The organism is Actinoallomurus iriomotensis, assembly GCF_030269445.1.
Classification (GTDB): Bacteria; Actinomycetota; Actinomycetes; order Streptosporangiales; family Streptosporangiaceae; genus Actinoallomurus; species Actinoallomurus iriomotensis.
This window is the reverse complement of sequence record NZ_BSTJ01000036.1, coordinates 1-839: the sequence shown is the minus strand read 5'-3', so window position 1 is coordinate 839 and position 839 is coordinate 1. Positions and strand designations below refer to the sequence as shown.

The following is an 839-nucleotide window of genomic DNA, read 5'->3' as shown; positions in this document are numbered from 1 at the left end:
CAACTGACAGTGATGATGTAGATGAGCGCCTCCCGACCGGGTCTGACCCTCCAACTGACTGACTTCGGGTCCTCAACCGGATCTGTCGATCCGGGCCGGGAGGCGTTCATCTGCACTCACCGGACGTGGCGTAGTGACCTCATAGGAGCCTGGCCAGAGGCCCCATCACTGTCTTGTCCAACGCCCGGCTGGTGCGTGCCGCCCTGCCCGATCGATGAGAACAGGACGGCCATGCCCACCATTACACTCCATGAGGTCCAGGTCACCGGCGGCGTCGACACCCACAAAGACACCCACACCGCAGCCGCGATCGACTCGGCCGGCCGGATGCTGGGATCAATGCAGTTCCCCGCCACCGCCGCCGGGTATGCGGCGTTGCTGACCTGGCTGCAGGCGTTCGGGCACCTGGTGCTCGTGGGTATCGAAGGAACCGGCGCCTACGGGGCTGGGCTGGCCCGCTACCTGTCCGAACACGGTGTGGCGATGGTCGAGATCGACCGCCCCGACCGCAAGGCCCGCCGATGGCAGGGCAAATCCGACCCGGTCGACGCCCAGGCCGCTGCCCGCACCGCACTCGCCGCCCACCGCACCGGGCGACCCAAGGCCCGCGGTGGCCAGGTCGAAGCGCTTCGCAACCTGCGGGTCGCCCGTCGCAGCGCGATCGCCGGGCGCGCCGATGCCCAACGGCAGATCAAAACCTTGATCATCACCGCACCGGACCAGCTACGCGCCCGGCTACGCGGTCTGAAGAACCGGGAGTTGATCGAGGTCTGCGCCACGGCCCGCCCCGATCCCACGCTCGCCGGCGACCCGGCCACCGCAGTCATGCTCGCCTTGCG

The 839-nt window shown here is 68.5% G+C and carries 1 protein-coding gene; it reads left to right on the top strand.

Translation table 11 applies throughout. The features are described from left to right. Window positions 1-231: 231 nt before the first annotated feature. Window positions 232-839 (top strand): IS110 family transposase (locus QSK37_RS51295; RefSeq protein WP_285637447.1); only part of this gene is annotated, 608 nt, incomplete at its 3' end.